The organism is Photobacterium sp. DNB22_13_2 (assembly GCF_052873915.1).
Genome location: NZ_JBNNXU010000025.1, coordinates 52692 through 64695, shown reverse-complemented (window position 1 = coordinate 64695; position 12004 = coordinate 52692). Strand labels below are relative to the sequence as shown.

Here is a 12004-nt window from a genome sequence, read left to right as displayed (position 1 = left end):
GGCAGTTGGTCTTGCACTGTCCCTAGAATTTCAACGCGCTTGATAGAGTCGATACCAAGGTCTGCTTCCATATCCATTTCTAGATCTAGCATTTCAGTTGGGTAACCGGTTTTGTCAGCTACAACCTCAAGCATGGTGTTTTGTACTTGCTCTGCGCCTAAGCTGTTAGCACTTTGAGCTGGTGCAGCTTGAACAGGTGCTGCCGTTGTAGCAGATGCTGGCATTTTGCTATTCATATAGCTAACAATTTCAGCAAGTGTGCGGCACTCAGCCAGATCTTCTGGGTTCAGTTCTGGCAGGTTAGGAAGTTCGTCTTGAACAGTGCCTAAAATCTCAACGCGCTTGATAGAATCGATGCCTAGATCGGCTTCCATATCCATCTCTAGATCAAGCATTTCAGTTGGGTAGCCCGTTTTTTCAGCAACAACATCAAGCATTACTTTTTCAGGGTTTGCGGCGGGTGCTGATACCGTGATTTGCGGTGCAGAAGCTGATTTCATGCTGGCAGTCAGCGACGGTGCTTGAGCAGGTGCTACCGTTTGTTGAGCAGCAGGTTTTGGTGCTGGTACTTTAGGTTTTGGCGCAGTTGGTTTAGGTATTAGTGTTTGTGATGCGGCAACTGTGTTTACTTTCGGCTCAGCTTTAACAACTGGCGCCGACGCTGCTTGTATAGAGACTGCTGGTGCTGTGATTGTCTGAGCTTGAACAACAGGCTGCGCTGTAGCGACGGCTTGTACAGGCGCTTGAGCCGGAACGTGTGTAACTGGCTGTGCCGATACCATACCTAATGCTGCATTGTTGCTGGTTGCTTGCAGTGTAAGGTAGTTAGCGTGTGCTTTTAAGGTATCCGCTTGATGCTGGTGGAAGAGTTCCATTGAGCGCTGTAGGCTCTCTGGAATGGCAACGCCGGCAGCTGCCATTTTCGCTTGCTCTGTCATGAGTGCCGCGAAGGTATCGCCGTACTGCTGAGGGATAGCAAGGAATTGCTGATGAAGCTCAGCAGCTTGTTGTTGAGCGCTAAAGAATGCCGTTAATGAGTCATCACTTGCTGACGCTAGTAGTGATGCAGAGGCAGTAGCTTGCGGTTGGGCTTGCACGCTGGCTTGAACTGATACAACAGGCGCAGCGTTTGTTGCAGCCGTATCTGCTACTGAAACAGGCACCTGCACTTCGCGGATTTCGGTTTTAATGACTTCTTTTTCCACAATCTTCTCTATCACTTTTTCAACTTCAACAATTTCAGTGAGTGGGGCAATGGCACCTGTTTCTAACGATTTCGCCATTTTCTTGCGAGTCGCATCACTGATGTAGTTGGTTGCATGAAGCTTAATGTTCATTGGTGATGCAGCTGCTGGTGCTGCAATTTCAGCTTGGTATGGGTCTATCGTAGTTAACGAGACACCAGCAACGGCCAGCTGTACTGCGGCTAAACGTAACTGCTGATCGCTGTCACCTTTAGGGTTTGGATTTAGGCTGATGGTGCATAACTCATCAGACTTAGCTTGCAGTGTTTTCTCAACCAGTTTTTGCAGAATGTTCTTCGGCCCGAACTCAACGAATACACGTGCCCCCGCTTGATACATGGCTTCTAATTGAGTACTGAAACGAACAGATTGCAGCATGTGCTGTTTGAAGGCTTTCTTAATCGCTTTGCCATCTTTCTTATACAGTTCACCTGTTGCATTTGAATACAAAGGTAAAGCGGGTGCAGTGAAGGATGCTTTATCGATCGCAGCGGCAAATGGCTGTTGGGCGTGGGCAACCAAAGGCGTGTGGAATGCGCCCGAAACAGGCAGTGGAATCGCTTTGAATCCTTGCTCTGTCAATGATTTTGCTGCCTGCTGTGCACCAACTGTTGGGCCTGCAATCACAAGCTGACTTGGTGCATTGTAATTGGCAATGCTGACACCTTCGAATGCACTGATGCACTTTTCAACATCGGCAAGCTTGTCGGCATCAAGGATAACGGCGTACATGGTACCGCTGTCGCCTTCAGCAGGCTTAGCAGCCATCGCATTACCGCGCTCAAAAGCAAGTTTGTAGTAATCGTCTTGCGAAATAACACCAGATGCGCATAAAGCACTGAGTTCACCAAAGCTGTGGCCAGCAACCATGTCGGCTTTAAAACCAGCTTGTGTCATCAGCTCGAATTGGCCCATAGACACCACGCCGATTGCACTTTGTGCGTTGGCGGTATTGGTCAGTGTCGCTTCTTGAGCTGCTACATCTTCTTTACCGAAGGCTGGAACAGGGAATAGAACTTGAGAAAGAACAGTTTTCTTGTTCTGACCAAACACCTGATCGGCCTTTGCTAGCTGGTTACGCACTTCAGGGTAGTAGCATGCCAGTTCACGACCCATGTTGAGGTATTGCGAACCTTGACCGGCAAACAATGCGGCCACCTTGCCAGCTTGTTTCTCGCCAACAAGTGCAGTGGCACGATAGCTTGTGCCGTTAGGTAGCTGCCATTGGGTCGCATCTTGTTTTTCTAGCTGTGATAACGCCTGTGTCAGTAATGTTTGTAGCTCATCGATGGATTTTGCCACTAAGCCTAAACGAGCATCACCCGCTGCAATTTCACGCAGGCCATGTGTTTTAGCTAACGTAGCCAGTGCTGTGTCATCCGTTTGAACAAGTTTGACGTGTTCTTTGAGGTCAGCAATCAGGGCATCACGGGATGGCGCATTAAACAGCAGTGTTTGAGCAACTTCACGTTGGCGGTATTGATCACCGCGTTGGTGTTCAGAAGTGTACTCTTCAAGCACGACGTGGAAGTTTGTTCCACCAAAGCCGAAAGAGCTGATACCTGCACGGCGTGGTGTACCGTCAACACGTTGCATCCAAGGACGCATTTCTGTGTTGAGGTAGAAAGGCGAGTCTTCGATCTTCAGTTTCGGGTTTGGCTTAGAAACATTAATTGTTGGCGGTAATACTTTGTGGTGAAGGGCAAGGGCTGCTTTGATTAAACCCGCTGTACCTGCTGTTGATTTAGTATGGCCAATTTGAGACTTCACAGAGCCTAATGCAATATGCTGCTTTTGGTCATTACCTTCACTAAAGACAGAATTCAAACCGTTGAATTCTGCAACATCACCCGCCGCTGTACCTGTTCCGTGAGCTTCTAATAAGCCCAGCGTTTGAGGTGCAAAACCTGCATCATCGTAAGCACGTTTAAGCGCTTTGGCTTGGCCTTCAGGGCGCGGCGCATAAATGCTTTTGAATTTACCGTCAGATGATGCGCCAACACCTTTGATTACCGAGTAGATTCGGTCGCCATCACGCTCGGCATCTTCAAGTCGTTTCAACGCGACCATACCGATGCCTTCACCAATCATCATGCCTTTTGAATCGATATCAAAAGGTTGGATGGTTTCGTTTGTTGTGAAAGCGGGGGTTTTTGAGAAGCTCATGTACATGGTTGGTGAGTTATCGGTACACACACCACCTGTGATCATCATTTCACTGCGACCATCAACAAGCTCACCCAATGCCATGCGAAGCGCTGCAAGAGAACCTGCACATGCCGCATCAACCACACAGTTGATACCACCTAAATCGAAGCGGTTAGCAATACGACCTGCGATCACATTGCCGAGTGAGCCAGGGAACGAGTTTTCTTCCCAATGGATGTACTGATCTTGGAATTTTTTAATCAGCATTTCGCTGTCTTGCTCGTTAATACCGCTGCTCGCAAAGACTTTCTTCAGAACAGGGTACTGCAGACGTGCATTTAGGCTTTGGCTGATTTTTTGTCCACCACCTACACCTAAAGTAATACCAATCTTATCGCGGTCGTAACCTTCAGGCAGTTTTGCATCGGCTAATACTTCTTTAGCAACAATCAGAGATAGAAGCTGCGAAGTATCGGTTAATTCAAGAATATTTGGCGGAAGACCAAACTCCATAGGGTTGAAATCGACTTCAGGCATGAAGCCACCACGTTTACAGTAAGACTTATCTGGCGTGCTTTTGTTTGCATCGTAATAGTCTTCAGGGCGCCAGTGCGTATCTGGAACTTCTGTAATCGCATCAATTTTTTCACTAATCAAATCCCAGAACTTATTTAAGTATCGAGAGTTAGCAAAAATGCTCGCCATGCCAACAATAGCAACAGGCATGTCCTTTAAGCGTTTATTGAGTCGCTTGTCTTCTTGCGATTCAGATGTGGTTTTTGGGGTTTGGCTCATTATGAGTCTCCGCTCAGCACTTGAGTTACGGGTGCTATACATTCGGTGTAAGTGTTGCGGCTAGGCAACTGATGAAAATATATAAGGTGAAGCAATAGAGATAAGCACGAAGATGCGCTTATAAAAAAATCAGTAGAGGCAGGATAGAGCCAAGATGAAACGTGAGTAGACAACTGCATGTTAAAACACAGATGTTCTATCAGTTTGACACGGCAATGTTGTCAGGTAATCCATAGTGCTCGTATCCATTACTATCCTGTAGAGCAGCAGCGTTATGCACTTTGTGGAATTTAGTTTCCACTGAAATGTTTATCGCTGAATCAGTCAATGGTTGAGCAGCCTACCCGAGGCGGATAGTGGTTACAATCGCCTGAGCAAGAGGTTGGATCTCTTCAGACCAGTTTGAATTTCTCAGTGCATATATTTTGTGGAAATATTTATCTCAACATGCTGATATTAAAGGGTGTATTGGTGTTTATTAGTGTAAACACTCAGTTTTTTATATTTTAGTGATCTATGTAGCATTTTACGTAAAAAGTTTTGATGGTCTTAGTGTGGTGTGGGGTTGGTGTTATTGATTATAAATTTTATTGGTCAGTCGTCTGACCTGTTTGGTGTCGAATTGTCGACCTGTTAGTCAGTTGTTTTGAAGACATTGTGACGTATAATACAGGCTACAAATTTTGCTTGGATTGATCGGAATTGACGTTGAAAAATACGGTGGACTTATGGTTTATCGCATTGCCAGCAATGCATAAAAATGTAGAAGCTCATTCCTCTACTGAGGCAATTAATCATTCTTATTTGATTCATCAAGCTCGCCCTTTACTTAACGAAGAAGAGTTAGCCAAAGCGATGCGCTACCGACAGCCTTTGGTACGTATGCACGCCATTTACATACGTGCATTTCTTCGTGTGATCCTGTCTCGTTATGCTCGTATACCTCCTCGTGAATGGTGTTTTGAATATGGCGAGCAAGGCAAGCCGAAGTTGTGCAAAACACAGCGTCAGCAAACAGGTTTGGTGTTTAATTTAAGCCATAGCGGTGATCAAGTATTGCTGGCTGTTACGCAAACGGCAGATCAAAATATAGAGCTAGGCGTTGATATCGAGTTTGAAAGAGAAGAGTTGTCTTTTAGCACTGTCATGGAAAATTACTTTCAACTACAAGAAATAAAATCATTAATGCAGTTGGACCTGAGCGATCAGCGTCGACGTTTTTTTGATTTGTGGGTGCTTAAAGAGTCGTATATTAAGGCGACAGGACTAGGGCTTGCTCAATCGTTAAAATCATTTGGTTTTGATTTTTCTTTGAGCAATAAACAGAAGCTTTCACTTTTCGATGAAAAACAGGCGAGTGAACAGTCACTCGAAATAGTGACGGGTATTGTTGTAAATCCATTGGAAGCGAATGTTGGTGAAGGCTGTGCAGGTGAAGACTGTGCAGATAAGGAAAATCGCTTTGATTGCAGCGAGCAAGTGGGAGGACAAGCATGGTCTATATATTTAGGGCGCTTGTCAGAAAGCTATCGTTTTGGCTTGATAGTGAAAGGGCGCAAATTGGATGTGTCTTCTATTTACGCCCGTAGAGTTTCACTAGAGAGTGTGCTCAATGGCTAGGTTGCAGCGCCTTTATTGCCAACCGTAAAGCACCTTGTATTTACATTGTGGCGCGAACCATGGGGATTTAAACCATGGATGCCATGTTATCAAGCAAATCTTGTGGGATCGGCTGTAGACGCTTTTGCTTGTCTAAACAGACCATTTCAATATCGCCAATCACCGCGGCGCGCGTAGCGTTAGGGCGCCATACTTCTTGCCGCCATAGGGTTTTGTATTTTCCGTCTAGAGTAACGCTAGTGCGAATATCGCAAATTTCCGCAAATTCAACACCATCTTGAAAGATCATATTGGCTTTGTACACAGCGAAGCCAAGGCCATGCTCATTCCATAAGGTTGCGAGTTTATCGCTGTCGATAACGTGCTCACGAGCGCGTTCAAAATACTTCAAGAAGTTTGGGTGATAAACAACACCTGAATGATCGGTATCTTCGTAATAAATTTGTACAGGATGATGATGAATGGTTGTCATTGTTCAGGCTGTCTCGATTAAGTTGCTATTTGTAAATGCTGCGAGACACTCTACATGACTGCATTTTTAAATTTAATCTGTTTTGCACTGGTCATAGCAGCGAGAATCCCGATCTGGGCATTATAGGCTTGAGCAACTAACACTTAAGGCTGCTCGCGCTCATTAATAGATTTGTTAAGCAATCTTTGGGTTTTCCAGGTCTACGGCTTCTATCATTTCGCATCTTAACAGGGCAATATACGACTTTCATAATTAAGGTGAACGTGATGGATTTAGAGATCTACCAAGTTGATTCATTTACAAGTGAAGCATTCAAAGGAAACCCTGCGGGGGTATGTATAACGCCAAATGGATTAAGCGAAAGATTAATGCTTCTAATTGCTGAAGAGATGGCTGTATCTGAAACCGCATTTTTATCCCTTAATGATATGAAGCTGAGATGGTTTACGCCCAAAGTAGAAGTTAAATTATGTGGACATGGAACACTTGCTGCTGCTCATGTGTTAAAAGAGATAGGGCAGTTAAAGGAAAGTGATACAGTTAACTTTGAAACGGTATCTGGAACGTTAACCGCATTCATTAATAAATCGACAATTGAGCTTGACTTCCCATCACCGACAATTGTTCTTGATGCTATACAACCTCCTGCTTTACTAAAGTATCTTGGTATAAAAGAATGTGAAGTCGTATCATTGGGTAAATTTGACGAAAAAGTATTTATTGAAGTAGATAGTGAAGAAACATTATTAAATCTCCAACCGAATTTTAATGCTTTAAAACAAATTAATGGTCGTGGTGTTCTGATTACTACACGTTCAGTTAGCGATGATTTAGATTTTATTTCAAGGTATTTTGCACCTTGGGTTGGTGTAAATGAAGATCCTGTCACGGGTTCTGCGCATTGTGCTTTGACGGTTTATTGGTCAGATAAGTTAAGTAAGACAAAACTAAAAGGGTTTCAAGCATCAGCACGCGGTGGATATGTGAAAACTGAACTCTTATCAAATGGACGTACAAAATTGATAGGTTCGGCGGTAACAGTAATCAAAGGAATTATTCAGGTACCAGTCGTATAATAAATGACTAAGACGACAATAGTCGTTAAAGATTAAAATGTTGCATGTTTTAATTATAAGCTGGTGAAGTATGATTGCTGTGATCTTTGAGGTTCAAGTTGCTGAGGGTAAGACCGCAGAATATTCGGATATCGCTAATGAAATTAAGCCATTATTGGCTGACATTGATGGTTTCATTTCTATTGAGCGTTTTCAACGTTTAGCCAATGAAGGAAAGGTTGTATCGTTGTCGTTTTGGCGTGATGAAGAAGCTATCCAAGAGTGGCGTAGGTTGGAGTCCCATCGCTTTGCACAATCAAGAGGTCGTGGTGGTGTGTTCGACAATTATCGGTTGAGAGTTGCGGGAGTCATTCGTGACTATGGCATCAGGTAAAATTAATAGCATAGTCTTTGACGTTGGTAACGTCATTGTTCGTTGGTCTCCTCTAGAGATAATTCGACTCACATGGTGATGTTGAATCTCCGGAGAAGTATTTCAGCTATTCAGTTTGTTAACTCGGCTCAATGTGAGGATGCATTGAAAGCACTCGATTTGTCTTTTTAGCCCGTGAGGTTCTGCATTACGGGTTGTTAAACCAGTCAATGAGGGCTGGTTATTATGTGTCCATGGCTTAAGTGGACGTTAGGTAAATTGAATCAAGGTAAAGTCTGAGAAATTAAATGGATAAAGTAATCGATAAATTAGCGTGGGTTTTGATTCGCGATGGAAAGCTTTTAACGGTTAGGTCTAAAGGTAAAGAATTATTCTATCTCCCTGGTGGCAAACGTGAAACTGGAGAAAGTGATGAGCAAGCACTTACCCGAGAAATCAAAGAGGAATTGTCGGTTGATTTGGTGGCAAGCACCATAAAGTATGTTGAGACTTTCACGGCTCAAGCTGATGGCAAAGATCAGGGGACCTCTGTCAAGTTAACGTGCTATATTTCTGAATACTCAGGTGAATTACAGCCTGATGCGGAAATTGAAGAACTCAAGTTTGTTGATGGAAGAGATGAATCTATCTGTTCACTCGCAACAATTATTGCTTTGAAATGGCTTGAGTCACATTTTCTCGTTACCGTGAACAAAGCATAGTATTCAATAGTTACGTAAAATGCATATGAGTACCGGCTTTTGTACTCACATGTGAAGTGTTTATTTGTATATGCTATTTGGTTAAAGGTATACATGAAATGAACCCAGTTTCGGGTGGTAACTAAGCAGAGGAAATGTTTATGAAGTTGAAATCCATACTTATGAGTGTGGCCTTGATATTGCCATTGGCTTCTCCGACTCATCATTTACATGCAAGTCCACTTGAACAGGATCCTGGCACTTTTTTTTCACTTGCAGAGGTTATTGACGCAGAAAAAAAGCCACTGTCTCCACTTGAGTACATACAAGCGACTGACGATACCTCTTTGGCGTTTCGTGCTTACCTCCCACAAAAGGCAAAAGCCATTTTGGTTTTTTATCATGGGGCTGGTGCCCATAGTGGACTGACTTACAATCATATTGGTGCCGGGCTAAGTGATAACTTCGATATAGCGGTATATATGCCCGATATTAGGGGCCATGGCGGTTCTGGCGGAGAGCGAGGAGATTCTCCCAATGTTGAACAAGTGTGGTCAGACATTAACACCGTTGTTGATAATGCCCGTAATCAATACCCGGATGTACCTATTTTTGTAGGAGGGCATTCAAGTGGCGCAGGTTTGGTCTTAAACTATTCGAGCTGGGACCAAAGGGCTGAAACTGATGGATATGTGTTTCTTGCTCCATATTTCGGCTTCCGTTCGGAAACTCAGTATGATGAGGGTGAAAATAAAGGCTTTCAGTTTTCGACAGTAGATACGTCAGATTTTATTATAAACTCAATCAGCGGTGGTTTGTTTTTCGGCCATTCAAAGGCGGTTAAATTCCATTACCCGGAAGCTGTGCTAAAGAAAAATCCAGAAATAGTGGCATTTAACACTGTAAACATGTCGAATGCGGTTACACCTTCTTCGCCTGACACTCAACTATTGAATATTCAGCAATTTGGCTTATGGATTGGAAAGCAAGACGAGGCATTTGATCCAGTAAAAGTCGTCAAGTTCGCAAAGGTCAATAGTAATAAAGAGAATCAATATGAAATTGAAATAGTCGATAAGGAAAATCATTTCTCAATTATTTTGACTGCTTCTGAGCTGATTGGTCCGTGGCTCACAAAAGTTGTTGAGTAGTTGTCTTCGTAGTACAGCACATGCTCGAAAATTGAACAGCCTGCACTTGAATTGCAGGCTTTTTACATTTAATTGAATCGGTAGTTAAGGCCCGCGCTTAGGCTGTCTTCATCGATGTTGTCTTGATTCGATTTCATCCCGAATGAGTGATTATAGTTACTGACTATCTGGAAGTGCTTATTGATATTGTAACCCAATGATGCCCCGACCATCGGACCGATGTCGGATTCTTTTAACGTATTATCTTTATAACGGGCGTAGGTAACGCCTATTTCTGGTGAGACAAAGACGTTGGATTGCTGGATACTAAATGGCTTTTCGATGGCTAAAGTGTAATTATCATAATCAACCCCATTACCAGTTAATGTTGCCGCTGTACCTTTGATATTTCCCCACTCAAACTCGCTGCCAGCTTGGAATTTTATACCGTCAACATTGTTATCTTGGTTTCCAAGCTTAACATCTCCGTGCTCATAGTTTGCTCCAAAGTACGTCTGTACATTTTGAGCCTGTGATACAACCGGTAGTACGGTGATCATAGCAGTGGCTAGTATTTTGATAATTTTCATTTTTTCCTCCTATAAGCTAACTACTTCATAATATTTAAAACGGTGTGCATTTAAAGGCGTATCTGAGATAAATAAGATTGTATTTTTGTGTGAAAAATAAACGTAGACAGGTACTATTCAAAGAATGGCTATCATCCATGTTATTTGTTAAACGTACACGGAGGTACAATGTATAAATCAAGAAAAGTGGAAGGTTTCGCCGATTGGCTAGATTCCGATGGCGTAAAAATCTACACCATTTCTGCTGATGGCAGCCAGATTGATAGGTCCGCTTTCAATAAACGCCTTTCTCAGGTGAAAGCGAGTTTGCCCATTGAGTGGTGCGAAACGGCTGCATTTGCAATTTTCCACAATGGTGAAAGCCTTAAATATCTGGTTCTCGTTTGGTGGGGGAATGATAATGAGCTATTTACTTCAGTATCTGTTGAAGTGAATGGTTGCTGGGTTATTGAGCCAACTAAATATTCGTTTTGTCTCTATGATATGGAAGTCATGTGGAAGGAGCGCAATATCTATATTCAAACAATGGATTGTAAAAGCCCTTCATTATCTGATTATCGTGTCAGCCGAGGTGAAGCGATCCTTAGCTAAGAGAATAGGAGTCTATAGTGATTTCATACCGATAATCTAAGGATTTATCGCAGTAGCCATATATAGATATAGAACACATATAGGCCAATGGTTTCATTAAAAAGTGCCGGAGGAACAATGGAGATCTCCCTTAGGAATGCCTGTGAGTTAGACATGCCATTTTTGCTAGCGCTTAGAGAAGCTACAATGCGCCAATACTTGGTTGAAGCCGGTATGCCGACTAGCCAAGAAGAGTATGAAAAGCGTATACGCTTCGAATTTGATCATGCACAAATAGTCGAGTGGGGGGGAGGTCCAATCGGTTTGTTTAAGGCGACGTACAGCAATGAGCGTAAATATTGGTATATAGTCCAAATTCAAATTGACCCTGAATATCAGGGCATGAGAATTGGAAGCTGGCTTATCAATAGGGTAATTGAAAAGGCTAAAACAACTGGTGCAACAGTTGGTTTGAGTGTTATCAATAGTAACCCCGCAAAGCATTTGTATTTCCGTCTAGGCTTCAGGGAAGTTAGCACAATAGATGCGGAACAACTGATGGAGTTAAAACCCTAATCTTGGTCCTATTTGCGGGTGAATGATTATACCCAAGTTACCTCAAGGTGCAGGATTCAGAGGGCTGACACCCTCCCGAAGGGCGAGTTTTCTAAGCTTCTATACTGCGTTATTGTTTCTTGATTTAGACCCACTAGATCTTCAAAACAATGCCTTGTCTATAAGCTTATAAATTCTCGCTGAAGCTGCATCTTGAAGTAGCTTGGGTATAGTTATAACTAGCTTTAACAAGTGAGAAATATGAAAAAAAAAATAGTACAACTCGGATTTATAGCCGCAGCAGCAATGAACATCGGTGGTGTATTGGTTTTTTCTCGAGCCTTTACCAATACTGCAATAAATGATGCTGATCCCGTTGTCATGTCGAACTTTGGTTTGCTGATGATTGTTGTGTGGGGGCTTGCATATCTTGGCGCTGCATTTATTAAGTCTAATGTTCGATGGCTTGCCGGCGCCTTTGCAGTTGAGAAACTTGTCTACGTGGTTGCTTGGCTGGCTTGGTTTTTTCAAAATAGTCTCCAAGATGTCTATAGTGAAGACATGTTTGCGGGGGCCTTCTATAGCATTTACGGATTGAACGACTTTATCTTTATGCTTTTCTTTGCGTGGGTTTTTAAATCTCAAGGTTTAGAGAGCAAGGGAAGTTAAGGGATCTCCCTGTCTTCAGAAGATCATGTTTGGTGTATTACTTGCCTAACATGATCTTCTGATGTATTGATATAGTGCTGAA

Annotated in this window: 11 protein-coding genes; 8 read left to right on the top strand and 3 right to left on the bottom strand. The window is 43.1% G+C overall.

Going from position 1 to position 12004, the window contains the following annotated elements:
- A partial coding sequence (locus ACVA58_RS24565; RefSeq protein WP_446512905.1) for a beta-ketoacyl synthase N-terminal-like domain-containing protein occupies window positions 1-4187 on the bottom strand: 4187 nt, incomplete at its 3' end.
- A gap of 708 nt (window positions 4188-4895) precedes the next feature.
- Here ACVA58_RS24565 and ACVA58_RS24560 point away from each other — a divergent pair.
- Window positions 4896-5807: a 4'-phosphopantetheinyl transferase family protein gene (locus ACVA58_RS24560; RefSeq protein WP_446512904.1), complete on the top strand. Its 912-nt coding sequence runs from the start codon at window positions 4896-4898 to the stop codon at window positions 5805-5807.
- 67 nt (window positions 5808-5874) lie between these two features.
- Here the strand turns inward: ACVA58_RS24560 and ACVA58_RS24555 are convergent, their stop codons facing one another.
- Entirely contained in the window at window positions 5875-6279 is a 405-nt protein-coding gene (locus ACVA58_RS24555) for a thioesterase family protein (RefSeq protein ID WP_446512903.1), read from the bottom strand.
- 266 nt (window positions 6280-6545) lie between these two features.
- Here ACVA58_RS24555 and ACVA58_RS24550 point away from each other — a divergent pair, with 266 nt between their 5' ends.
- The 4 genes from ACVA58_RS24550 (at window position 6546) to ACVA58_RS24535 (ending at window position 9559) form a co-directional block, all read left to right on the top strand.
- Window positions 6546-7355, top strand: a complete 810-nt coding sequence (locus ACVA58_RS24550; protein ID WP_446512902.1) for a PhzF family phenazine biosynthesis protein — start codon at window positions 6546-6548, stop codon at window positions 7353-7355.
- Window positions 7356-7425: 70 nt separating this feature from the next.
- Complete coding sequence (locus tag ACVA58_RS24545) at window positions 7426-7728, top strand: antibiotic biosynthesis monooxygenase family protein (protein ID WP_446512901.1); 303 nt, start codon at window positions 7426-7428, stop codon at window positions 7726-7728.
- A 287-nt stretch (window positions 7729-8015) separates the two neighbouring features.
- Entirely contained in the window at window positions 8016-8429 is a 414-nt protein-coding gene (locus tag ACVA58_RS24540) for an NUDIX hydrolase (RefSeq protein ID WP_446512900.1), read from the top strand.
- 140 nt (window positions 8430-8569) lie between these two features.
- Window positions 8570-9559: an alpha/beta hydrolase gene (locus tag ACVA58_RS24535; protein WP_446512899.1), complete on the top strand. Its 990-nt coding sequence runs from the start codon at window positions 8570-8572 to the stop codon at window positions 9557-9559.
- A 68-nt stretch (window positions 9560-9627) separates the two neighbouring features.
- On the opposite strand, the gene ACVA58_RS24530 is transcribed toward ACVA58_RS24535, so the two are convergent.
- The gene (locus ACVA58_RS24530; protein ID WP_446512898.1) at window positions 9628-10128 is read right to left on the bottom strand and encodes an outer membrane beta-barrel protein; all 501 of its coding nucleotides are present in this window, start codon (window positions 10126-10128) and stop codon (window positions 9628-9630) included.
- Between the two features lie 168 nt (window positions 10129-10296).
- On the opposite strand from ACVA58_RS24530, the gene ACVA58_RS24525 reads away from it, so the two are divergent.
- From ACVA58_RS24525 to ACVA58_RS24515, 3 genes are all read left to right on the top strand, one after another.
- Window positions 10297-10719, top strand: coding sequence for a hypothetical protein (locus tag ACVA58_RS24525; RefSeq protein ID WP_446512897.1), 423 nt, complete (start codon window positions 10297-10299; stop codon window positions 10717-10719).
- A 117-nt stretch (window positions 10720-10836) separates the two neighbouring features.
- Window positions 10837-11274, top strand: coding sequence for a GNAT family N-acetyltransferase (locus tag ACVA58_RS24520; RefSeq protein WP_446512896.1), 438 nt, complete (start codon window positions 10837-10839; stop codon window positions 11272-11274).
- Between the two features lie 240 nt (window positions 11275-11514).
- Complete coding sequence (locus ACVA58_RS24515; protein ID WP_446512895.1) at window positions 11515-11922, top strand: hypothetical protein; 408 nt, start codon at window positions 11515-11517, stop codon at window positions 11920-11922.
- The last annotated feature ends 82 nt before the right edge of the window (window positions 11923-12004 follow it).

Bases quoted from the DNA above. Each gene is read 5' to 3' on its own strand.
- ACVA58_RS24525 (WP_446512897.1), top strand. From the start codon at position 10,297: ATGTATAAATCAAGAAAAGTGGAAGGTTTCGCCGATTGGCTAGATTCC.
- ACVA58_RS24545 (WP_446512901.1), top strand. From the start codon at position 7,426: ATGATTGCTGTGATCTTTGAGGTTCAAGTTGCTGAGGGTAAGACCGCA.
- ACVA58_RS24550 (WP_446512902.1), top strand. From the start codon at position 6,546: ATGGATTTAGAGATCTACCAAGTTGATTCATTTACAAGTGAAGCATTC.
- ACVA58_RS24535 (WP_446512899.1), top strand. From the start codon at position 8,570: ATGAAGTTGAAATCCATACTTATGAGTGTGGCCTTGATATTGCCATTG.
- ACVA58_RS24520 (WP_446512896.1), top strand. From the start codon at position 10,837: ATGGAGATCTCCCTTAGGAATGCCTGTGAGTTAGACATGCCATTTTTG.
- ACVA58_RS24540 (WP_446512900.1), top strand. From the start codon at position 8,016: ATGGATAAAGTAATCGATAAATTAGCGTGGGTTTTGATTCGCGATGGA.
- ACVA58_RS24530 (WP_446512898.1), bottom strand. From the start codon at position 10,128: ATGAAAATTATCAAAATACTAGCCACTGCTATGATCACCGTACTACCG.
- ACVA58_RS24515 (WP_446512895.1), top strand. From the start codon at position 11,515: ATGAAAAAAAAAATAGTACAACTCGGATTTATAGCCGCAGCAGCAATG.
- ACVA58_RS24555 (WP_446512903.1), bottom strand. From the start codon at position 6,279: ATGACAACCATTCATCATCATCCTGTACAAATTTATTACGAAGATACC.